This is a genomic window from Corynebacterium matruchotii (genome assembly GCF_011612265.2).
GTDB classification, from domain to species: Bacteria; Actinomycetota; Actinomycetes; order Mycobacteriales; family Mycobacteriaceae; genus Corynebacterium; species Corynebacterium matruchotii.
In genome coordinates this window covers 712,473-734,374 of sequence record NZ_CP050134.2, presented here as the reverse complement: position 1 = coordinate 734,374, position 21,902 = coordinate 712,473, and the positions used below count along the sequence as shown (strand labels likewise).

At 59.5% G+C, this 21,902-nt stretch carries 22 protein-coding genes; 3 read left to right on the top strand and 19 right to left on the bottom strand.

Annotated elements, in window-relative coordinates; translation table 11 throughout:
• Positions 1-15: 15 nt before the first annotated feature.
• Positions 16-2,079 carry a TPM domain-containing protein gene (locus HBA49_RS03320; protein ID WP_005525738.1) on the top strand — a complete coding sequence of 688 codons (2,064 nt, stop codon included), beginning with the start codon at positions 16-18 and terminating at the stop codon, positions 2,077-2,079.
• Between the two features lie 44 nt (positions 2,080-2,123).
• On the opposite strand, the gene HBA49_RS03315 is transcribed toward HBA49_RS03320, so the two are convergent.
• The 3 genes from HBA49_RS03315 to HBA49_RS03305 are packed head-to-tail and all read right to left on the bottom strand — an operon-like array spanning position 2,124 to position 4,537.
• Positions 2,124-2,570 carry a hypothetical protein gene (locus HBA49_RS03315; protein WP_005526174.1) on the bottom strand — a complete coding sequence of 149 codons (447 nt, stop codon included), beginning with the start codon at positions 2,568-2,570 and terminating at the stop codon, positions 2,124-2,126.
• A 21-nt stretch (positions 2,571-2,591) separates the two neighbouring features.
• Positions 2,592-3,122, bottom strand: coding sequence for a hypothetical protein (locus HBA49_RS03310; RefSeq protein WP_005526535.1), 531 nt, complete (start codon positions 3,120-3,122; stop codon positions 2,592-2,594).
• A gap of 35 nt (positions 3,123-3,157) precedes the next feature.
• Entirely contained in the window at positions 3,158-4,537 is a 1,380-nt protein-coding gene (locus HBA49_RS03305; protein ID WP_005525681.1) for a glycine--tRNA ligase, read from the bottom strand.
• Between the two features lie 675 nt (positions 4,538-5,212).
• Here HBA49_RS03305 and HBA49_RS03300 point away from each other — a divergent pair.
• Together HBA49_RS03300 and HBA49_RS03295 are read left to right on the top strand one after the other, a co-directional pair.
• Positions 5,213-5,641 carry an ArsR/SmtB family transcription factor gene (locus tag HBA49_RS03300; RefSeq protein ID WP_005526530.1) on the top strand — a complete coding sequence of 143 codons (429 nt, stop codon included), beginning with the start codon at positions 5,213-5,215 and terminating at the stop codon, positions 5,639-5,641.
• A gap of 235 nt (positions 5,642-5,876) precedes the next feature.
• The gene (locus tag HBA49_RS03295; RefSeq protein ID WP_034995644.1) at positions 5,877-6,305 is read left to right on the top strand and encodes a Fur family transcriptional regulator; all 429 of its coding nucleotides are present in this window, start codon (positions 5,877-5,879) and stop codon (positions 6,303-6,305) included.
• A gap of 22 nt (positions 6,306-6,327) precedes the next feature.
• Here the strand turns inward: HBA49_RS03295 and HBA49_RS03290 are convergent, their stop codons facing one another.
• The 16 genes from HBA49_RS03290 to HBA49_RS03215 all read right to left on the bottom strand — a co-directional run bounded on the left by HBA49_RS03290 (position 6,328) and on the right by HBA49_RS03215 (position 21,726).
• Entirely contained in the window at positions 6,328-7,452 is a 1,125-nt protein-coding gene (locus HBA49_RS03290) for a VIT1/CCC1 transporter family protein (RefSeq protein ID WP_040432078.1), read from the bottom strand.
• A 4-nt stretch (positions 7,453-7,456) separates the two neighbouring features.
• Positions 7,457-8,194: an isoprenyl transferase gene (locus tag HBA49_RS03285; RefSeq protein ID WP_005526238.1), complete on the bottom strand. Its 738-nt coding sequence runs from the start codon at positions 8,192-8,194 to the stop codon at positions 7,457-7,459.
• Between the two features lie 22 nt (positions 8,195-8,216).
• A complete protein-coding gene (recO, locus tag HBA49_RS03280; protein WP_005526600.1) occupies positions 8,217-9,008 on the bottom strand; it encodes a DNA repair protein RecO in 792 nt (263 codons plus the stop codon).
• Positions 9,008-9,925, bottom strand: a complete 918-nt coding sequence (gene era / locus HBA49_RS03275; protein ID WP_005526571.1) for a GTPase Era — start codon at positions 9,923-9,925, stop codon at positions 9,008-9,010. The genes recO and era overlap by 1 nt, the downstream gene beginning before the upstream one ends.
• A gap of 111 nt (positions 9,926-10,036) precedes the next feature.
• The gene (locus HBA49_RS03270) at positions 10,037-10,804 is read right to left on the bottom strand and encodes an ABC transporter permease (protein ID WP_005526196.1); all 768 of its coding nucleotides are present in this window, start codon (positions 10,802-10,804) and stop codon (positions 10,037-10,039) included.
• 46 nt (positions 10,805-10,850) lie between these two features.
• Positions 10,851-11,636: an ABC transporter permease gene (locus HBA49_RS03265; protein WP_005526241.1), complete on the bottom strand. Its 786-nt coding sequence runs from the start codon at positions 11,634-11,636 to the stop codon at positions 10,851-10,853.
• Positions 11,633-12,610 (bottom strand): ABC transporter ATP-binding protein, encoded by a 978-nt coding sequence (locus HBA49_RS03260; RefSeq protein ID WP_005525839.1) that lies wholly within the window; start codon positions 12,608-12,610, stop codon positions 11,633-11,635. Before HBA49_RS03260 ends, HBA49_RS03265 begins: the two co-directional genes overlap by 4 nt.
• Positions 12,611-12,771: 161 nt before the next feature.
• The gene (pdxY, locus tag HBA49_RS03255) at positions 12,772-13,623 is read right to left on the bottom strand and encodes a pyridoxal kinase PdxY (RefSeq protein WP_005525694.1); all 852 of its coding nucleotides are present in this window, start codon (positions 13,621-13,623) and stop codon (positions 12,772-12,774) included.
• Between the two features lie 70 nt (positions 13,624-13,693).
• Positions 13,694-15,055 (bottom strand): hemolysin family protein, encoded by a 1,362-nt coding sequence (locus HBA49_RS03250; protein ID WP_005525550.1) that lies wholly within the window; start codon positions 15,053-15,055, stop codon positions 13,694-13,696.
• Positions 15,056-15,673: an rRNA maturation RNase YbeY gene (ybeY, locus tag HBA49_RS03245; protein WP_005521601.1), complete on the bottom strand. Its 618-nt coding sequence runs from the start codon at positions 15,671-15,673 to the stop codon at positions 15,056-15,058.
• 30 nt (positions 15,674-15,703) lie between these two features.
• A complete protein-coding gene (locus tag HBA49_RS03240; protein WP_225866045.1) occupies positions 15,704-16,651 on the bottom strand; it encodes a PhoH family protein in 948 nt (315 codons plus the stop codon).
• A 93-nt stretch (positions 16,652-16,744) separates the two neighbouring features.
• Positions 16,745-17,482 carry a 16S rRNA (uracil(1498)-N(3))-methyltransferase gene (locus HBA49_RS03235; RefSeq protein WP_040431922.1) on the bottom strand — a complete coding sequence of 246 codons (738 nt, stop codon included), beginning with the start codon at positions 17,480-17,482 and terminating at the stop codon, positions 16,745-16,747.
• Positions 17,483-17,501: 19 nt separating this feature from the next.
• Entirely contained in the window at positions 17,502-18,632 is a 1,131-nt protein-coding gene (gene dnaJ / locus HBA49_RS03230) for a molecular chaperone DnaJ (RefSeq protein WP_005521597.1), read from the bottom strand.
• Between the two features lie 226 nt (positions 18,633-18,858).
• Positions 18,859-19,881 (bottom strand): heat-inducible transcriptional repressor HrcA, encoded by a 1,023-nt coding sequence (gene hrcA / locus HBA49_RS03225; protein ID WP_005521595.1) that lies wholly within the window; start codon positions 19,879-19,881, stop codon positions 18,859-18,861.
• A 26-nt stretch (positions 19,882-19,907) separates the two neighbouring features.
• Positions 19,908-21,023 (bottom strand): radical SAM family heme chaperone HemW, encoded by a 1,116-nt coding sequence (hemW, locus tag HBA49_RS03220; RefSeq protein ID WP_005526408.1) that lies wholly within the window; start codon positions 21,021-21,023, stop codon positions 19,908-19,910.
• A 10-nt stretch (positions 21,024-21,033) separates the two neighbouring features.
• The gene (locus tag HBA49_RS03215; RefSeq protein WP_005521592.1) at positions 21,034-21,726 is read right to left on the bottom strand and encodes a hypothetical protein; all 693 of its coding nucleotides are present in this window, start codon (positions 21,724-21,726) and stop codon (positions 21,034-21,036) included.
• Positions 21,727-21,902 lie beyond the last annotated feature (176 nt).

Sequence of the window (21,902 nt, the reverse complement as noted above, 5' to 3'; positions counted from 1 at the left end):
ACTAGTATTTAGGTCATGAATCGACGACTAGCTTTTCGACGTTTTCCCCTGCTGCGCCCAGCCGCCGCTGTGTTGTGCGCAATGACGGTGGGTATAGGTATTTCACCGTTTGCTTTGGCCGGGGAACGCGTGTTTATGCAGGCTCAGGGAACGAGTACTGCCACCAAGTTATCAATGGGAGTGACGGATCAGGCGGGCAGGCTAAGCCAAGAGGAAATAGATTCCATCAATAAGTTGGCGCAGGATTATCGGCATAAAACCGATGGGATTGCCTATATTGTGTTTGTGGACTCATTCCCGCCTGGAATGGATGCGCAGGAGTGGGCCACGCAGGCGCTCAAGCCGATAGCCGCCAGCCGCTACGATATTTTATTGGCGGTGGGTTCAAATACGTATGGGTATGCCTATAGTGAGGCGTTTACCGCCAAATCGTTTAAGCAGGTAGATACCGCGGTGGTATCGCATTTGCGGCAGCATGATTGGGCGGGGGCGGCATCATCGTTTATCACTACCGCACAGCAGGTGGCGGCCGGTGGTTCGTCGTCAGGCGACTCGAAGGGGTCGGCTGCTGTGGGGGCAGCGATCTTGCTGGGGGGCCTGGGTCTGCTGGGGGCGGCAGGCGGCGGTGCAGTATATGCGGCTAAACGAAAGTCCAAGCGGGACACGGCGAAGGCCGTGGAGCAGGGGCGTGCCTTGGATCCTAAGGACACGGCAGCGTTGAATCAGTTGAGCACTGCGGCATTGGAACAGTTGGCAGCAGAGGAGCTGGTTAGCACCGACGAGTCGATTAAGGCGGCACAGGCGGAGTTGGATATTTCAGTGGGCGAATTTGGGACGGAGCGAACCCGAAAGTTCACGCAGTCGTTGCAGCATTCGCAGAGCACGTTGCAGAAGGCGTTTGCGATTCAACAGCAGATTAATGATCGGAAGTACACGAGCGAGTTTGATAAACGATCGCTGCTGATTGAGATTATTTCGTCGTGTGGGCAGGCGGATGATGTCCTGGATCAGGAGGCGAAGAATTTTGCGGACATGCGTAATCTCCTGGTGAATGCGCCGCAAACACTGGAGCGACTCACGCAGTCCACGGTGGATTTGCAGGCCCGGATCACGCCGGCCATGGAGCAGATGGCGGATCTACGGCGGTCGTTCCCGGCGGAAACCTTGTCGTCGATCAACCATAATGTGGAGATCGCACAGGCAGCATTGGCGGAGGCGGAAAAGCAGATTGATGTGGGCCGGGACTTGGCTGCGCGGCCGGCCGGTGAGCAGGCCGGTTTGATCGAGGCGATCCGCATCGCGGAGACGGACATTAACCAGGCGGATCGAATGTTGAAGGCGATCGAGTCGGCCCGGTCGGACATTGCGGCGGCCCAGGCGAACCTGGATGCACTGATTGCCGAGATTGAGGGGGAGATCGCGCAGGGCGAGGCGATTAAATCCCAGGGTGTGGCGCAGGGCACCCAGTTGGATTGGAATGCGGTGTCGAATACCCTTACGCGGGCCCGAGAGGCCTTGCAGGAGGCCCGAAACATCAAGGATCATGATCCGCTGACGGCGTGGACACAGCTGACGGACATGGATTCACAGTTAGATGAGATGCTGGAGCAAATCCAGTCGGGGATTACGGACCATGCCCGGGTTCTGCAGGTGTTTGACCAGCAGAGCGCCGCGGCGCAGACGGCGATCCGGGCGGCGCAGGACTTTATTTCCAGCCGGGGCCGGTATGTGCGTTCGGATGCGCGCACCAAGTTGGCGGATGCGGAACAGGCATTTGAGAAGGCCGTGGCGGTACGGACGTCGCAAACCCGGGATGCCATCAACTATGCCCGGCATGCCACGACCCAGGCGCAAGCGGCGCTGCGGGTGGCGCAGCGGGATGTGGATAGTGAGATGCGACAAAATAATTCGAGTGGTAGCAGCGCGGGGAGTTTCGTCGCCGGCGCACTGTTTAACGAGATGATGAATGATCATCACCGCAGCGGGTTTGGCTCTTACGGTTCGTCCGGTGGCGGGTTTAACATTGGCGGCGGTGGCGGCAGCTTCGGCGGCGGCGGTGGGGGCGGCGGCAGCTTCTAGCCTGCAGGTGGCCGAAGCGGTGGGGTTCCGGCCACCCACGGGGATCAGATTTTAATGTTGGTGGTGTCGGCGTCGACAAGCTTGCAGCCGTAGGCCAGGAACGCCAAGTGTGCGTTGGGAATGTCGGCGTTGGTCAGCTCGGCTTTGATGGTGGCACCGCTGCGGGGGCTGAAGGTGCGGGTGATGGTGCCGTAATTGGTGCCGTCGCGGGTGGTGATGGTGCGGGCGGGATTCCAGGGGCGGGGTCGGCGCAGAATATAATGCCGGCTGCCGCACATGGCTTCGAGCCGGTTGGTGGTGAGCGAGGCCGTGGTGAAAATGAAGGTCACTCCCCCACCGTCAGCCCGCAGGCGAAAGTCCCGGCCACCGGTTTTGGTGATGCAGTAAGTGGTATCGCCCACGGTGAGCTGGCTACCAGCAACCGTGGCAATGGGGTGGCGACGATCATCGTAGAGTGTGTCGCCCACCCAACTATAGGTGTGGGCTGTCATGTCCCACAGACTACCGAAAAGTTATGTGATGAGGGCGAACAGCGCCACGGGAATCATGAGCAGCAGGCTCATGGTGGCGATCATGGTGGTGACCGCAAGCCGGGATTCCAGCATGGTGCGGGTCACCCATGATAGGAACACCTGTTCGTCGTGGGTGAGGGTGACGTCGGGTTCGAATTCGGTGATTGACCGGCGCACACCGTTATTGCTGCCGGAGAATTGGCCGAGCTTCTTGTCGGCGGCATCCACATACACCCAGTCGGCGCCGCCCTCGTTGATGGCCTGCACCTGCTTGTCGCCGAAATCAATGGTGATTTCCTTGGCCCGGCTGAATTTTTTCGCCGGCACGGTGGCGGTGTAGGTGACGCCCTCGGGCAGGACGGCGGTGAGTGTGTTGGGGGTGCTGGTGAGCTGCCAGGTGGCTTCGCCCACGGTGGCATCGCCGGTGTTGACCTGGGGGAAGGTCGCAATATCCACATCTGACTTCTCGAACAGGTGAACGATTCTTGTGTCGCCGGCTTTGCCGCGGTTTCCCCAGCTGGTGTATTCCATGTGTTGTGGTTCCTTACGTCGATAGGCGGCGGTGATTAGCAGCCGACCAGGCGGGCACCGAGGTAGGCGGGCAGCTCGTCGATGGCGACCCGCTCCTGGGCCATGGTGTCGCGTTCCCGAACGGTCACGGACCGGTCCTCAAGGCTGTCAAAGTCGACGGTGACGCAGAACGGGGTACCGATTTCATCCTGACGACGGTAGCGGCGGCCAATAGCACCGGCGATGTCGTAGTCGATGTTCCAGAGCTTACGCAGGTCGGCGGCAATCGCCTCGGCGGTGGGCAGCAGGGTGTCTTTCTTCGACAACGGCAACACGGCAACCTTGACGGGGGCGAGCCGCCGATCCAGGCGCAGCACGGTACGCTTATCCACGCCACCCTTGGCGTTGGGGGCCTCGTCCTCATGGTAGGCGTCACACAGGAATGCCATCATGGCCCGGGTGAGCCCGAACGAAGGTTCGATAACATAGGGAACATAGCGCTCCCCGGTGACCTGGTCAAAGTAGGACAGGTCCTCGCCGGAATACTTGATGTGGGAGCCCAGGTCGTAGTCGGTGCGATTGGCCACACCCATGAGTTCGCCCCATTCACTACCGGCGAACCCGAACCGATATTCGAAGTCAATGGTGCCTGCGGAATAGTGGGCACGCTCCTCCTTGGGAACGTCGAACTGACGCATATTGTCAGGGTTAATGCCCAGGTCGATAAACCAATCCCAGCAGGCGTCCACCCATTCCTGGAATTTTTCGGGGGCGTCACTCGGCGACACGAAATATTCGATCTCCATCTGTTCAAATTCGCGGGTGCGGAAGATGAAGTTACCCGGGGTGATCTCGTTGCGGAACGCCTTGCCAACCTGACCAATGCCGAAGGGGGGCTTCATGCGGGCGGTGGTTTGCACATTCTTAAAGTTAATAAAGATGCCCTGGGCGGTTTCGGGCCGCATGTAGTGCAGGCCCTGCTCGTTATCGACCGGGCCGAGGAAGGTCTTCATGAGCCCGGAGAACATTTGCGGCTCGGTCCAGGCACCGGGCTGGCCGGTTTCCGGGTCGGGAACGTCGGCGAGACCATTTGCCGGCGGGTGGCCATGCTTCTGCTCATAGGCCTCCAGGAGGTGATCGGCACGATAGCGCTTATGGGTGTGCAGGGATTCCACCAGCGGATCGGTGAAGGTTTCCACGTGGCCGGAGGCCTCCCACACCTGGCGAGGCAGAATAATGGACGAGTCAAGACCTACCATGTCGGCCCGACCCTGCACGAAGGTGCGCCACCACTGCTTTTTAATATTCTCTTTGAGTTCCACGCCAAGCGGGCCGTAATCCCAGGCTGAGCGAGTGCCGCCATAAATTTCGCCGCATGGGTACACGAGCCCACGTCGTTTACATAGGTTTACGACACTGTCGATGACGCTCGCCATGATTATATAGTTCTCCTTCACGAATTCCTGGCTAAAACCTAGCTGGGTGGAATTGTACTCGACTTACCGTGATCGAGTCATTTAGTCAATGTTGCTTATCGACGGACCACTGGTGGGCAATAATTTTGGCTTTCATGGGAATATTTCTATAATTCTGCATTAATTTCATGGATAAAAAGCGGAAAACCAGTTTCTTGCCCATCTTTTGCACAATTTTGCCGAGAGGTTGAGCGTCGTAAAGCAATAATTACGCAAGTATTTAGCCGCGGCAACATGATGGATGGACTATTCGATACCATTTTCATACAGCCTTTACGAAGACAACGGCCATTTTCCATATCACCCACACATGAGGGTAATTCTGCGTGCCTACTATGCAACAAAAGTACCAAATTTTTCCGCAATATGAGCAAGGACGCCCCACGGAGCTGCACCATTAATGAAACGCTGTCCAATGACATATATTTTATGCAATTTTACCCATGCGAATCTTATGCTAGAGGCCTGAAAATGCTAGGTTAGATGGTAATCGAATTCAGACAATTGCTTTGACCTCGACGTTAATAGCAATTTATCACCATTTTTAACGTTTGTACTATCACTATGTTTTTGCTGCGTTTCATTCCGCCATCGCAGCCATCGCCGACGATGGCCGCACCAGTAAGGCAGGGCACCATGACTATCGGCACGACCGAACCCTCGCTCCCGGAACCCCCTTCCCCCGAGCCCACCCATGCTAACCAGCATAAATCTCCTATAACTCTCATTGATCCCATAAAGCTGGCTAGTTCTGCCCAGATATTTAAGGCCCTCGACTCCCCCACCCGCCTGCAAATAATCCATCTTTTGGCGCAGCGTGACCACTTCGTTTACGAGCTGGTAGAGACCCTTGGCAGCAGTCAACCGCTCATCAGCCAGCATTTGCGGATTTTGCGTAAAGCGAACATCGTGGAACATCACCGTTCCGGCAGACTCATCACCTACCGGCTGCGTTGTCCCGCCGCCCTGGACATCATCGAGCTAGCTGCTACCACCTGCTATTCCGACAGACACCACGATCAAGCCCCGCCTGCCCCTATTTTGGAGGACACCCAAATACCGTGACCTGCGGCGACGCCGAGCCGGGGCAATTTTTCAATAAGACCCCTGCTCACCGTGGTGACCACGCTAAACCAACACAATATCGTTGCGCTATTGACAATGCACGCTTAAGATTGAAAACAACTTGCTATAACGAATCGGTTATGGCAAGCGTCATGGGACCATCGTTCTTTCTGGCCTGGGGTCACGACCAGCCGGATTGGGTTCCATATTTCTTGTGCTACTCACTCACATTCTGTTGGAAAGGGTCATCATGGACCAGCCCATACCCAAACTCGGCGTGCGCAGCACCCGACAGCGCACCGCAGTCATCACCGTGCTGCGAGAAATGGAAAATTTCGCCTCCGCGAAAACCATCCACCAAGAATTATTAAAACGCGACCTCAAGGTGGGATTGACCACCGTTTACCGTACCCTCCAGTCGCTGAGCGAAGCCAAAGCGGTCGACGTGCTACACATGTCCAACGGCGAAAGCCTCTACCGGCATTGCCGCAATAGCGACCACCACCATCACCTGGTGTGCACCCAATGCGGTCGCACCATAGAGATCGACGGCGGGCCGGTGGAACAATGGGCCAATGAAATCGCCACGAAATACGGTTTCCGGCTCACCGGCCACGACGCCGAGGTGTTCGGCCTCTGCAACCAATGCCTGGCCGGCAACTAGCATCCGGTCGTTGGGTTGGCGGCTAGCCGACGGCCACCCCAAAGAGCATGCCCAGCGCATAGGTCACCCCGGCCGCCAGCATCCCCACCACCAACTGGCGGATCGCCCGCAAGAATGGTGGTTTGCCGGATAAAATACCGGTGATGGCGCCCGTCACCATGAGGGCAATGCCCACCAACGCCGTGGCGATCACCCCAGCAATCATCTGCGGCAGGTCGAAAAAGAACGGCAGCACCGGCAGCAGTGCCCCAGCCCCGAAACACAGGAAGCTAGATGCCGCCACCATCCAGGGGCTGCTGAGGGTTTCGTCCTCCGCAGCATTCGCGCCAGCGAGCATTTCCGCATCCACGCTCTTGGACTGTTCGATCTGGGCAAACACCTTGTCGGCCTGTTCCTTGGCTTCGGCCACACTCATTCCCCGGGCACGATACACCAACGCTAATTCGTTGGCGTCCACATCCAATTGCGGCACCACGGTGCTGGTTGCCAGGTGCGGGTGGGATGCCTCCAATAATTCGTTTTGGGATTTCACCGAAATATATTCCCCGGCCCCCATGGAGAGCGCCCCGGCCAGCATGCCGGAAATCCCTGTCAATAAGATGATGTTGCTGTCAATGCCGCCGGCACCCATGACGCCGAGCACCAGGGCGAAATTAGACACCAGGCCATCGTTGGCGCCAAACACCGCGGCCCGGAAATTGCCGCTCATTTTTTCCCGGCCGCGGGCGGCCAGGCCCCGCACTACCTCGGCGTGGATGGCCTCATCCGCCGTCATTTGCTCGGTGGCGTCGGCATCGTCGGCGTAGGGGCTGCGGGACTCCGCGGTTTGCATCATGGCCAGCGTAAACACGGTGCCGAACCGTTTGGCTAAAAATCCCATGATCCGGGTGGAGAAGCTGGGCGCGCGCGGGAAGCCCAGATCATCACCCAACATGGTGCGCCAATACTGCTCGTGGCGTTCCTCAGCCTTGGCCATGGCAAGCAGGATTTCTTTTTCTTCTCCCTCCCGGTTGCGGGCTAGTTCCCGGTACACGGCGGCCTCCGCCCGTTCGTTGGCAAGGTATTGCTGCCACCGGCGGATTTGTTTCGGGGTTGGCGGGTTGGCGGGTTGGTCGTCTGAAAGCTGGGAGTCGGATTCCTGCTGCATCACGTTATTTCGTTCCTCCGAACCTGCGGTCACGTTTGGCATATTCCTCTACCGCATCAAATAAATCTTGCGGAGTGTAGTCAGGAAACAGTTTATTCTGATACACCATCTCTGCATAGGCCGACTGCCACAGGAGAAAGTTGGAGGTGCGTTTCTCCCCCGAGGGCCGCAGGAAGAGATCCACATCCGGCATGGTGGGCTCATCAAGGAAGGTGTGGAAATTCTTTTCGGTAATATCGTCCGGTCGGATTTCCCCGCGTTGTGCTTTGCGAACGATCTCCCGCACCCCGTCAATAATTTCGGCACGACCACCATAGTTGACGCACATAAACAGGGTCATGCTGGTGTTGTTTTTGGTGAGCTCCTCCGCGGACTCCAGCTCCCGTAGCACGCTGCGCCACAGGCGGGGGCGGCGTCCCACCCACCGAACTTTCACGCCCCGTTCGTGCAACCACATTTTTTGCCGAGTTAACACATCCCGGTTGAACCCCATGAGAAACCGCACCTCGTCGGCGGATCGACGCCAATTTTCCGTCGAAAAGGCGTAGGCGGATAGGTAGGGTATATCGAGTGCCTGACAGGCCGCCACCATGTCAAGCAGCACTGCTTCGCCGCGTTTATGGCCCTCGGTGCGTTTCAACCCGCGCTGCTCTGCCCAGCGGCCGTTACCATCCATGACCAGCGCAATATGGCGGGGCCGGAATTCGACGGGGATGTTTGGTGGCGTTAGTTCTTCAGTCACGATTAGTATTGTGCCAAATTTTTTAAGTCTGATCCAAGACCATGAGGCTTGCGAGTTTCCGTTCGGTGTGCCACTGCCAGTGGGCCTTGGTGAGCCGGTGAATTGCCGTGGCGCAGGGGATCTCATGCGTCACCGATTCCGACGATTCCCGCGCGGAAGCCCCCTGCTCCTGGGCGGTGATGAGCGTGATGGCTTCCGCCCACCGGTCGTGTTGCAGCAGCCACATGGCGTGCAATACTTCCGGGTTCACGTCGGCGGCTTTCGGCGGCCGACACGTCCCACACACGGCACCGCCCGTCCGCGGGTGAAACGCGTGATGCGGTCCCGGCGCCTGGCATTGGGCGCAATAGTACAGGCTAGGAGCCCACCCCGCCACGGTCATGGCCTGCAATAAAAACGTGTCAAGCCGCAGTTTTGGTTCTGGTGCGTGTTGTAACTGTTTGAGCGTGTCGACGACCAATGGGTACAGCCGATCGTCGTGCTCGTCGTGGGCCAACGAGAGGCGTTCCGCCGCCTCTAGGACCGCCGACGCCGCCGTGTAGCAGGTGATGTTGTCGATAATGCCGGAGCCGTAAAACCCTACGGTGTCCGCCGCCGTCACCGATTCCAGTTCCCGGCCAACATAGAATTGCACGTCGAGTTCGACGAATGGTTGCAGCCGAGAACCGAATCGGCTGCGAGCCCGGCGCACGCCCTTGGCCACGCCCCGCACCAGCCCTCGGTGTTGGGTGAGGAACACGATGATGCGGTCGGCTTCTCCCAGGTCGTAGGTGCGGATGACAAGAGCGCGTTCCCGATAGGATTCCCGTGGCATTAAAACCCTAACCGGCCTAGTTGCTTCGGATCGGACTGCCAATTTTTGAGGACTTTGATCCGTAGATCCAGGTACACGTTGCTGTCGAGGAGTTTGCAGATTTGGGGCCGAGCGGCGTGGATGATGCCTTTGAAACGTCGACCGTTTTTCCCCATGAGGATTGTTTTTTGGCCGGGTCGCTCCACATAGATGATGACGTGCACGTTGAGGGTGCCGGGCCGGTCCGGGTTGGGGATGATTTCGTCCACCTCGACCGCCACGGAATGCGGCAGCTCGTCTTTGAGGCCAGATAGGGCGGCTTCCCGCACGAGTTCGGCGATGCGGGTGTTGGTGTCGTCGTCGGTGACGTGGTCGTCGGGGTAGAATTTTGGCCCTTCCGGCAGGAGGGATGTGATGACGTCTAATAATATGTCGCGTTGTTCCCCGGTGACTGCGGAGACCGGCACTACTTCGCTGTCTTCCCCAAGGAGTTTGTGGAGGGCCATGAGTTGGAGGGCCACCTGGTCGCGGCTGACCTTGTCGATTTTGGTGATGATTCCCATGAGCGGGGTTTTGGGGGCGACTTTGCGCACGTTGTCGAGGATCCATCGGTCGCCGGGGCCGATTTTTTCGTCCGCGGGGATGGTGATGGCGATGAGATCCATGTCGGCGTAGGTGTCTTTGACTACTTCGTTGAGCCGTTCCCCCAGGAGGGTGCGGGGCCGGTGCAGGCCGGGCGTGTCCACCACGATGATTTGGGCGTCGTCGCGGTGGACGATGCCGCGGATGGGGTGCCGGGTGGTTTCCGGTTGGTTGGCGGTGATGGCGATTTTCTGCCCCACCAGGGCGTTTGTCAGTGTTGACTTGCCGGTGTTGGGTCGGCCCACGAAGCACATGAACCCGGAGCGGAAGCCTTCTGGGGTGTTGGTGTAATCCACCTGACTCCTTCTGTTGGTGATGGTTATTGTCGGTAGGTTTCACTGTAGCATTAGGCCTGGATGCCGCTGGGGGCGGTTTGGGTGCAGCTTGGGTGGTGGTGGGGTGGGTTGTTAGCTTGAGAAGAAGGTTTGTCCTTTTCTGCGGGCCCGGGCGGTTTCGACGGTGTATAGCAGGTAGGCGAGGGCAAGCAGGATGAGGCCATTGCGGGCTTCGAGGAGGGTTTCGGTGAGCTGGGCATGGGGCGCGGAATGCCCGGCAAGGGCGAGCCGGAGGCCCTGGATGGCGTGGGTGAGGGGCAGGAATTCGCCGATGGCGTGGAAGACCGGCACGTGGGCGACGGAGATGATCGCTCCGGAGCAGACGGTGAGGATGCTGACGGTGGCGTTGTGAACAAGGTTGTGGAGGTCGGTGCGGAGCGACGCCACGGAGATGACGAGGCCCAGGGTGAGCCCGGTGGGGACGGCAATGAGGGAGCAAAGCCATGCACCCGTGAAGGTGGCCCAATCGGTGGTGGTCATGGACCCGAGGATGATGAAGACGATGGCGCTGTCGAGGATGGCGACGGCGGCAAGCGGGAGGGCGCGGATGAGGTATTGGGTGGCCGGTGAGAGGGTGCCGGTGACGTTGCTGCCGAGGGTTTTGTTCCACACGTCGTCGACAGGCAGGCCGCTGGTTTCGCTGATGGTCATGCGGGTGGTGGCGAGCACGATCACCCCGGGGATGGCATATTGTTGCGCGGCGTCGCCGCCGATGACGCGGGCGATGAGCACGTAGGTGATCATGCGGAGGATTTCGGGGATGATGTGGCTGGTGACCAGCATGGTGGGGCTGGTCCCGCGGGTGAAGTTGGCGACCCCTAGGCGGAATGTTGCGGCCACAGCCCGGCATTTTACCGATAGTTTGTTCGATAACTGGTGGGGTGGGTTATGTGAATTCAAAGGTGCCCCTCACTTTCGCCCGGGTGACCATGTGGCGGATGCAGAGCCAGGCCCCGAGCAGGTAGCAGGTGGAAACGAAACAGCCGATGAGTAGGCTGCCCCAGTCTGGGATGGTGGTAAGGGAGGAGAGGAATTGCCTGAGCCAATACAGGTTGATGAGGGCGGATACCCAGGAGACGGCTGGGGGCAGGTAGCTGGGTGGTATGAGGAGGCCGCCGAGGAGCAGCATGGGGGTGCCGAAGGCGTTGGTGAGGTGGAAGGGGTTGCGACTGTTGATGAGCAGCCCGGCGATAAGGATGCTGGAGCACACGCCGAAGACGGCGACGAGGATAATGCCAGCCGCCAGCAGGAAAGGGTGTGTGGAGTGGAAGGGGATGCGGAAGATAAGGCAGAATGAGATGGTGCTTATGGTGATGAGGGTGACGTCGTAAGCGACGGCGCCGAGCATTTTAGCGAGAATGGCGGCCATGGGGCTGAGCAGCCCGGAGAGGGTGTGGCCAAGGGTGCCCATCCATTTTTCGCGGCGGATAATGCCGGCACCGCTCCAGATGGATGCGGCCCAGAAGGATGCGGTGATGGTGGCGGAAATAGCGTGGGTGATTTGGTCCTGGTTGAGGTTGCCGAGTCGGGGGATGAGGAAGAGGGAGAGGAACATCCAGGGAGTGATGATCCCGGTGGCGATGTTCATGGGGCGTTTGGCAACGATGAGGAGTTGTATTTTGGCGGAGGCGATAATGGCCCGGAGCTGCGCGGACAGGTGCGTGGTCATCATGCGGCACCGCCATCGTCGTTGTTGTGGACCGCATTGGTGAAGGCTTCTTCGAGGGATGCGGGGCTGATGGTGAAGTCGACAAGCCCGCAAGGTTGGAGTTGTTCGAGGATGCGGGTGATGAGGGTTTGTTCGTCGCTAGCAATGAGCCGGGTGACGCGCACGGTGCCGTCAACATTGGGGTGGTGTTCGAACTCGGGTTCGGTGGTTGGGTGTTGGAGGGTGGCGGTGATGCGGTACCGGTAGCCGGCAAGTTCTTTGAAGCGCGCCAGGGGCAGGTCATATTTGATGCGGCCCGTGTGGATGAGTATGACCCGGTCGGCGAGTTCTTCCACGTCGGTGAGGTTGTGGCTGGTGAGGATGATGGTTTTGCCGCGGTTTTTCAGTTCGGCGAGGGTGCCGCGCAGCCGGGCTGCCTCGATGGGGTCGAGGCCAACGGTGGGTTCATCGAGCAGCAGGATAGGGGCGTTGGCACTGAGGCCCACAGCAATGTGGAGGCGTTGTTTCATGCCTTTGGAGTATTCTTCGACTCGCCGGTGGGCAGCGTCGGCGAGCCCCACGCTGTCGAGGATGCTGGCGAGTTGGGGTTTCGGCAGCGCGGCACCGCGGATGGCGGCGAAGTAGGAGAGGTTTTCCCACGCGGTGAGCATGGGGTAAAGTCCGCGGTCGCCGCCGAAGACCGCCACGATGTGTTGCCGGGCGTGGGCGGCCGCCGTCACCACATCGGCGCCGAAAATGTTGACGGTGCCTGAGGTGGGGTAAAGCCAGGTGGCCAGGATTTTACTAAGGGTGGTTTTGCCGGCACCGTTCACGCCGAGAATGGCCGTGGCCTCCCCCTGCGGAATGGTGAAGGTGATGTCGGCGAGTGCGGTGAATTCTTTCCCAGTGGTGCGAAAGGTGCGGTAGAGGTGGCGCGCATCCACCGCAGGCGCAGCTGGGGAGGCGTTACTGATTTCTCCGATTTCCGACTTTCCCACGCCAGTACCCGCTTCCCTCACATTTGTGGTTTGTCGCTTATCATAGCGCCCCAACACCGAGTAAGCACAGACTTATATCACATAGATAGCGGAAACCTATGACTCGGGTGCCGGGGAATCGGAGGCCCCTTTCGAACACTGGCGCTGCCGTCGCCGGCAGGTTAGGCGATCTTTGTCACTTCGAACTGGTGCGTGGGGTGGACGTAGGACTCTTGGGCGTCGATAAGTAGGAGTTCGCGGGAGTCTTTCGCATGCGTGAGCTCGATGAGTTCATAGACCGCGGCGGCGGTTTTCGCCAGGGCGCCGGCGGCATCCTTGTCGCGCACGTAATGCCCGGTGAACAGTGCCGCGGTGACGTCGCCGGAGCCGTTGCGTTTGATGTCGAGGAACGGGGTTTGTACCTTCCAGGCGCCCTGGTCGTTGACGGCGATCATTTCGATGGTGTGTTCGGGCCGGTCTGGCCGGAGCACCGAGGTGACCAGGATGGTTTCGGGGCCGATCTTGCGGGCGGCCTCGGCGGCCTTGAGGGTGGAGTCAATGTCGTCGGCGTCCACACCGGTGAGGTAGGAGAGCTCGAATTGGTTGGGGGTGATGATGTCGGCGACGGGTACAACCTTGTCCCGGAGCAGGGGTGGGATGAGGTCGGAGACGAAGCAGCCGGATTTCGCATTGCCCATGACCGGGTCGCAGGCGTAAAGCGCGTTGGGGTTTTCGGCCTTGATTTTTGCCACGGCGTCCACAATAGCGTCAGCAATGTCGGATCCGCCCTGGTAGCCGGAGAGGATGGCGTCAATGGTAGGGAATGCGCCGCGGGCCTGAATGCCGTCGATAATGCTGGATACTTGCGCGGCGGGGATGAGTTCGCCGGTCCACTCGCCGTAGCCGGTGTGGTTAGAAAAGTTCACGGTGTGGACGGGCCAAACCTCGTGCCCGATGCGTTGCAGTGGGAAAACGGCGGCGGAGTTTCCCACATGCCCGTAGGAAACGTGGGATTGGATTGAAAGAATTGCCATAACTTCTATCTTGCGCCACAACCGGTGAATAAAAAACTCGCCCGCTTGACGACGCCGTCCCGCGCGGGAGTTACGCAGTGTCGGCGGGATCGTCCGGGTTGTGATCTGATTCCTCAGCGTCGTCACCACGCACCAGCATGGTGACATCGACCTCGCGCACGCTGATTCGGCCGCGCCGGTCTCGGCCGCCGATGGCTTTGAGTCGCAGCCCGGAGGTTTCTACCTCGGTATTGGGCAGCGGCACCCGGCCTTTTTCATAGGCGATAAGCCCGGCAACGGTGTCGATCTGGTCGAGGATTTCTGGGTCAAAGTTGATGGTGATGTGGTGATCATCTTCGATCCGTTCCACCAGGTCATCGAGTTGTAGCCGGCTCACGACCCGATATTTATAAGGATCATTGGGATCTTGCACAATGGGGGTGATTTCCGCCGAATCATACTCGTCTGTGATTTCGCCCACGATTTCTTCGAGGATGTCTTCGATGGAGATCAGGCCGGCCACACCGCCGAATTCGTCGACAAGCAGGGCGATGTGGAATCGTTCCCGCTGCATTTCGTCGAGTAGGTCGTCGAGTCGTTTCGAATCGGGCACAAAATGAGCGGTCCGCATGACCTCATCCACCAGGGGATTCTTGTCGCCCTTGGTTGGGGAGTGCATGCGCTGCACCACGTCCTTGAGGTAGACCACCCCCACGATATCGTCGACGCTTTCCCCGATCACGGGGATGCGGGAATGCCCGGATTTGATGCACAGGGTGAGCGCTTGGGAGGCAAGCTTCCCCGATTCGATCCACACCATGTCGGGGCGGGGCACCATGACTTCTCTAGCAATGCTGTCGGAAAGATCAAACACGTTTTGCACCATGCGACTGTCGACCTCGATTTCGCCCTTGGACTGGGCGATCTCCACCATTTCCTTCAGCTCTACCTCGGTGGAATACGGTCCGTCCTGGAAACCACGACCCGGCGCCAAAATATTACCAATACCAATCAGCACTTTCGATATTGGGTTGAGGATTCGGAAGGTAGGCCGGAGGAAAAACGCCGCCACCAGCGACACCGTGTAGGGGTTTTGCCGCCCTATGGTGCGGGAGAACACGCCCACGATCACGAACGAGAGCAGGGTCACCCCGCCGATGGCTGCCGCGAGCGCCCATTCGATGCGCGGCGATAACCATTCCATTGCAAGCATGGCGGTGAACACGGCCGCGGTGGCGTCTAAGAGTTTTTGCCCAAGGATAAGCAGGTTGATGTGTTCGGCCCGGTGGTCAAGCACGATCAAAAGTCGGCGGGCAGCGCGGGTGGATTTTTCTTTGGCTATTTGCGCCACCCGGGCTTTGGAGCTGACTGCAAGCGCCGCCTCAATGGTGTTGAACAGCCCGGAAAAAAACAGGGCAACCACAGCAACGGTGCCCATCACCAGGGGACTCATTTAGGTTTCCTTAGGCTCCGCAATGGCGGGAATACCGCCTTGGCCTGCGGATTTCTCATCGGCGGCGAGTTGGTTGTCGAGTTCCGCCCGATCAGCCGCCGAGGGAAATGCCCCAGGCCCGGTGGGTTTGGGCTGGAATTCGATGTGCCGACCAGCGCAGTAAGCGTACCAATCCATCAAGAGTTCATTTTGCAGGGCAAACATTTTTTGTTCTTGTTCCGGCGTGATGTGGTCGTAGCCCAGCAGGTGCAGGCAGCCGTGGGTGGTGAGGAGGCAGAGTTCGTGCCCCAGATCGTGCCCGGCTTTTGTTGCCTGTTTGTGAGCGAATTCGGGGCAGAGGATGATATCGCCCAGCATTGCCGGCCCGAATCCGGCCGAGTCGGGTCGACCCATGTTGGGGGTGAGTTCGTCCATGGGGAAGCTCATCACATCGGTGGGGCCTTCTAACCCCATCCACCGTAGGTGCAGTTCCGACATGGTGGGCACGTCCACGACGGACACGGTGACCTCTGCGCTGGGGTGGATGTCCATTTCCCGCAGCACGAATGTGGCCACGTCGGCGAGGGATTCTTCGTTGACCCCATCGTAGCCGGATTCATTGACAACTTCGATACTCATCTGTTGCTTTTCTTTAGGTAGTCGACGCTACTAGTGGCGTTCTTCGTACTCATCGTAGGCCGCCACGATGCGGCTCACCAATTGGTGGCGCACCACATCGTCCGCGGTCAACTCGGCAAAATAGATGTCATCTACCCCGGCGAGTATGTCCCGGACCAGCCGAAGCCCGGATTTTTGGCCGGCCGGCAGGTCCACCTGGGTGATGTCACCAGTGACAACAATGGTGGACCCGAACCCTAACCGGGTGAGGAACATTTTCATTTGCGCCGGTGTGGTGTTTTGGGCTTCATCGAGGATCACAAACGCATCGTTGAGGGTGCGGCCCCGCATGTAGGCCAGTGGGGCGACCTCGATGATGCCGGCCTCCATGAGTTTGGGGATGATTTCCGGGTCGACCATTTCCCGCAGCGCGTCGTGGAGAGGCCGCAGGTAGGGGTCGATTTTATCATTGAGGGTGCCGGGGAGGAATCCGAGCTTCTCCCCCGCCTCTACGGCCGGCCGGGTCAGGATGATTCGGGATACTCGTTTGGCTTGGAGGGCTTGCACCGCCTTGGCCATGGCCAGGTAGGTTTTGCCGGTGCCGGCCGGGCCTAACCCAAACACAATGGTGTTGGTATCAATGGCATCAACATAGTCTTGCTGCCCCAGGGTTTTCGGCCGCACCGCCTTGCCCCGCCGCACAATAATGTTATTCGCCAATACTTTCGAAACTGATTGGGGGGTTTCGCCGGTGACGATGCGGATGGCGTTTTTCACCGAGTCGGGGCTTATCACATGGCCGCGGCGGGCGATGGCCTGCAATTCCTGCAATACCTTCAGGGCTCGGGCAACCTCGTGGGCGACCCCAATGAGCGTCACATCGGTGCCCCGCACATGAATCTGGCAATCCAACTGGTTTTCTAATACTTTGAGGTTTTCGTCGTTGATGCCCAGGATTGTTTGCGAGTAGCGTTCGTCGAGCGCCACGGTGCGGGTTATGTGTGGTACTGCTTCGGTACGGACAGTCACTAAATATTCAACCTATCTTTGTTCGTGGTTAACCAATCACTCATTATGCATTGTGCCACACGACTACCATCGGTCGGTCACCGCCCCCAGAGCGGCTAATGCCACCATGCCCGCACTGGCCGTCCGCAACACTTCCGGGCCGAGCCGCACCGGGTGGGCCCCCGCCGCGGTGAACGCATCCAGTTCGGCTGGGCTGATGCCGCCCTCCGGGCCGATGATGAGCACCACCGAATCCACCTGGGCCACGGGCTGGTCGGTGATTTTCCCGGTGGCATCCTCGTGCAGCATGAGGGCCAGCGGCGCCGCCTGGATCAACGCCACCACCGCCGCTTGGTCCGCCACCGGGGTGATCTCTGGGATCCTGGACCGCCGGGATTGTTTCGCCGCCGCCCGGGCGGCGGCCCGCCACTTGGCCAGCCCCTTGTCCTGTTTCTTTCCCCAATTCGCCACGGACCGACCTGCCTGCCACGGCACGATCACGTCCGCGCCCGCCTGGGTGAGCAGATCGACCGTGAGTTCGGATCGGGCGGCTTTCGGCAGGGCCTGCACAACCGTCACGGTTGGCCGTGGGGCCGGTTCGCTGGCAACGCAGTCAACAACTCCCACCAGCCGGTCTTTCCCGGAAACCCCGGTCACGGTGATGACGGCCCGGGTGCCGTGGCCGTCGACAAGCTCGATTTGCTCGCCAACACTGGTGCGCTTCACGCTCACCGCATGCCGACCCTCATCGCCTGTCAGTTCGATAACCTTGCCGACGGTGGGCGGCGTGGGGAACTCCTGCACATAAACCGGCCGTGACACCTATAGCCCCCTGAGCAACCTACTTGCGGAACCGGTTGCGTAGCTTGGAGAACACCGAACCGTGCTCCGACTCATCGGCGTGCACCCCGGCTTCCTCCGCCCGGTGCCGCCGCAGTTTCTCCAGCAGCTCCCGGGACTTGTCGTCCAACTCCCGCGGCACTGTCACATCCACGTGGGCGATCATGTTCCCAAAGCCTTCGCCCCGCAGCCGGGGCATACCCTTGCCGCTCACCACCAGGCGATCTGCCGGCTGGGTGCCCGCGGGGATCACGAAGTCAATCATCGTGCCATCCAACGATTGCACCGCCACTGTCGACCCCAATGCGGCATCCACCATGGGTACATGCACCGTCAAATGCAGGTTATCTTTCTCCCGGGTAAACACCGGGTGTGGCTTCACGTCCACCTCAACATACAGGTCACCGGCCGGGCCACCGCCGTGCCCCACCTCGCCCTGACCAGCCATGCGCACCCGCATCGTGTCGCTAATACCCGCCGGGATTTGAATAACCTTCTCCCGGCGCGCCTTCACCCTACCGGCTCCATCGCAGGTGGGGCACGGGTCGGGAATGATTTCCCCATAGCCGCCGCAGGCCGGGCAGGTGCTGGTAGTCATGACATTACCGAGGAAGGAACGCTGCACCTGCTGCACCTCCCCCATGCCATCGCAATGGGTGCAGGTTTCCGGTTTCTGTTTGGATTCGCTGCCGGTTCCCTCGCAGGTTTCGCACACCACGGCGGTGTCAATGGTGACCTCCTGCTCCACCCCGGAGTAAGCCTCCTCCAGGGTGATGGTTGTGCGCAATAGGGCGTCGTTGCCGGGCTGGACACGGCTGCGAGGCCCACGGGTGCCCGCCCCACCGCCGAAGAAGGCATCAAAAATGTCGGAGAATCCACCGAAACCACCCATATTGCCGGGGGCACCGCTAGGGCCGGCGAGAGGATCCCCGCCCATGTCGATAATGCGGCGTTTTTCGGGGTCGAGGAGGAGTTCTTGGGCGATGGAGATTTCGCTAAATTTTTCGGCCGCTTCCTCGGTGCTATTGACGTCAGGATGGTATTTGCGAGCCAACCGACGGTACGCCTTTTTAATATCATTGTCGGTTGCGTCTGGGGTTAAGCCAAGTATTGCGTAATAATCTCGGGCCACGATGGGCGAACTTCCTTTGCTAACAAGAGACAGATTTATTGGTTATTGCGGGGTTTATTGTAACCATGATGGTCCGGTATTCCCCACTTAGGTGAGTCATGTTCGCTCAAGGCGTACCCACCGGCGTCCCCATCACCCTCATGTGCCCAGCGTGCCTCGGGTATGCCCACTCCCAGCGTGCCCCACATCGGCCCCACAGCAATCCCATGTGACCGCCGAGATCCGGCTAGGTTTGCATTTCGGACAGCACCCGACTCACATAGTGGGCCACCGCATACACCTTGGACATGGTGCCGGAATAATCCATGTAGGTGGGACCCACCACCCCCAAGCCACCGAGCGGGGCGCCGGGGGAACCGTAGCCGGTGGCCACCACCGAGGTGCAGCGCAACTGATCGTCCCGGGTTTCGTCCCCGATGAGCACGCTCACCTGGTCTAGGTCTTGGATGCTGGCCAAGAGCTTCAGGATAATGACCTGCTCTTCCAGGGCTTGAAGGATGGTGGGCAGATCGTGCGGGTTGATGCGGATGAGGTGGGATTGGCCAGCAAGGATCAACCGATCGTTGGGGGGTTCGACCAGGGTTTCGATGAGCACAGTAACGCATCGGGACAGGTGGCTGGTGACCTCCGGGTCAGGATGAGTAATAGCGGCCAGCGAGCCGGCGGCATCGGCGAGGGTTTTCCCATCCAGGGCCTGGTTGAGAAGGTCCCGCAAAACCATGATGTGGTCGGCTTCGCACGTGTGGTCTAATTCCACATGGCGTTGGTCGACCCGGCCCGTGTCCGTGATGAGCACCAGCAGCAGCCGGGTGGGGGTGAGCGACACCACTTCGCAGTGTTTCACGTGGCTGGCCCGCAGGTTGGGGAGCTGCACGATGGCGGTTTGGCGGGTGAATTGGCTCAGGAGTTGCGCGGAGCGGTGTAGCACATCCTCCAGGTTGACGCCGTCTTCGAGAAAAGTCAGTATGGTGCGGCGTTCCGCATCAGAGAGGGGTTTGATGTCGCTAAGGGAGTCGACGAACAGCCGGTACCCTTTTTGGGTGGGGAGCCGGCCGGAGCTGGCATGTTGTTGGCTGATATAGCCTTCGGCCTCTAGAGCGGCCATGTCGTTGCGGATGGTGGCGGAGGACACGTCGAATCTATGCCGATCGAGCAGGGCTTTCGAACCGACCGGTTCCTGGGTGGCAATATAGTCGGCGACGATTGCACGCAGCACCTGCTGGCGGCGTTCCTCGGCTGCGGATGCCATTTACGTCCTCCTCACGATGATTGGTTTTACGATTCACCCATCACCAGGATATCGGCAATCATGCCGTCGGCAAGCAGCCGCCCAGCCTCGGTCACGGTAACCCGCTGGTCCGACACATCAATCAGGCCCGGGAATTCCCGCGCCTTGGCGAGCTCCTTGTCGTTGAAACATGTCACCGGCAGCCCTTCCCGCAGCCGCAGCCCCAACATGACCCGTTCCTCATGGCGTTGCGCCGCGGTGAGCTTTTCGACGCCCGCCACCGGCAGCACCCCCGACACTAGCCGCTGCGCGTAGGTAGCCGGGTGTTTGACGTTATAGAACCGGAGGTCGCCCAGGTGGGAGTGGGCGCCGGGGCCGGCACCCCACCAGTCTTCGTCCCGCCAATAGCCCAGGTTATGCCGGCATTCCCCGCCGGGCTGCGCCCAGTTGGACACCTCGTACCACCGGTAGCCGGCCGCCACTAGGGCGGCGTCGATAAGCGCGTACCGATCCGCGTACACGTCCTCGTCGGGGGCGGGTAGTTCACCGCGCCGCACCTTGCGCGCCATGCGGGTGCCGTCTTCGACGATGAGTGAGTAGGCACTCACGTGATCCACCCCGGACGCTATGACCTGCTCTACCGTGGCTTGCACGTCGGCGTCGGTTTCGGTGGGGGTGCCGTAGATCATGTCCAGGTTGATGTGTGCGAACCCGGCCGCCCGGGCCTCTGCGACCGCGGCGAATGCCCGGCCTGGGGTGTGGCGGCGCTCTAGCACCTGTAGCACGTGGGCGCTGGCGGACTGCATGCCCAGGGAGATTCGGGTAAACCCGGCGTCGCGGAGTTCCGCGAAAAACTCGGGGCTGGTGGATTCGGGATTGGATTCGGTGGTGATCTCCGCGCCGGGGTTGATGCCGAAGGTGTTACGGATCGCGGTGAGGATGCGGCGCAGGCCCTGGGCCCCCAGCAGCGATGGGGTGCCGCCACCGATAAAAATCGTGTCGGCGGGGCGTTTAAATTCGGCGAGTTCGAGTTCTTGTTCGAGAGCATCAAGATAGGTTTCCGGGGACGCAGAGGTACCCAGTTCACCTGGGGTGTAGGTATTAAAATCGCAATAACCACACCGGGAGGAACAAAACGGCACGTGAATATAGACGCCAAACATTGACGGTATTTTACGACACGTGAGCGCCGGCGGCACGTCCCATCTTTGCCTTCACCCGGGCAACAACAGCATCAATGCGGGCGCGTTCGTTCAAAAATTCGGGCGGATGCGAACCCCGCATGGTGCGGGTCACCCCCGGATAGTCGGCGACCACCGCTTCCCGCCACGCCTTCGCCGCACTGGTCACCGCGTCGGAGGTGTAACCGAACACGGTGAGTAATGTGCGCTCGTCTTCGGCGCTGCGAACTGCTTTCTCGGTTTCCGCCAGTTCCCAATCCACAATGTGGGCCAGGTATTGTCTAACAAGCTCGGTACGATCTTGCAGAATGTGATTAATCTCCTGCACCATGACTGGCGAATTATTTGTAATGGGGAATTGGTTCCGCAGCAGCTGAGCGTTCATGGGGGTGGGTCGCTTCATTTGCTCGTCACCATCGGGCATGGTGGCGGCAACAGTGCCGGAGGCCAGCCCGGACGTCAGTGCTTGTCGGATTCCTTTTAGTTCCCTGATAATGGTGCGGGAGTCGGTCCTAGCGTCGCCGATAATGTCTTCGAATTCGGCGACGCAGTCCTCCACCAGCTCGACATCCCAGTCGGCGATGGCTTCGGCGATATTTTCTATGAAAGTTGCTACCTCATCGCCGATGTTAAAGATTTCTTGGGTCAATTCCCGGTGGCGCAATGTGGCAGTCAATACCTGCATTATTTATGGTCACCCCTCATTGTCACGGTCAGATTCACTGAGGTTACCAATGAAACTGGTTTTTCTTACGAAGAAAGACTTTAATTCAGTTGGTCATGATTTGCTTCATGCCTCGCCGAATTGAGATCAAATCTACATAAAATATCTCACCTCACAATAAGTATCGGATTTGAAGC